Origin of the sequence: Achromobacter sp. SIMBA_011, assembly GCF_046535435.1 — a bacterium.
Taxonomy (GTDB): domain Bacteria; phylum Pseudomonadota; class Gammaproteobacteria; order Burkholderiales; family Burkholderiaceae_B; genus Achromobacter; species Achromobacter dolens.
The window spans coordinates 1-277 of the sequence record NZ_JAWRWN010000352.1; the positions used below are offsets into that span (position 1 = coordinate 1).

The 277-nt window shown below is 51.3% G+C and carries 1 protein-coding gene; it reads left to right on the plus strand.

The features are described from left to right. Nucleotides 1–277, plus strand: a 277-nt coding sequence (locus SB816_RS31265; protein ID WP_410548147.1) for a DUF1828 domain-containing protein, incomplete at both ends; no start/stop codon positions are given.

Genomic DNA, 277 nt, shown 5'->3' on the forward strand with positions numbered 1-277 from the left:
GGCTTCTCTGACGGGACACCCTTCACCATCTATGCCGAACACCTTAATGGCATGGTGAGATTCTTTGATTCGCAAGAAACCCTTTTTCATGCGATGGGAAGAGGCATCCGGTCGTTTCAATCGAGAAAGTACCAGTCTGTAAGATCTCTGGTTTCGAAGTACGATGTGCTCGTCAGCGAGTCAGGTGAGATTGAATCGTACGTGCAGGACTCGAAGATGCCGGCAGGCTTCGCTCGCTATGTGAGTGCGTTGTTGGACGTGTCAGATTGGGTCGACG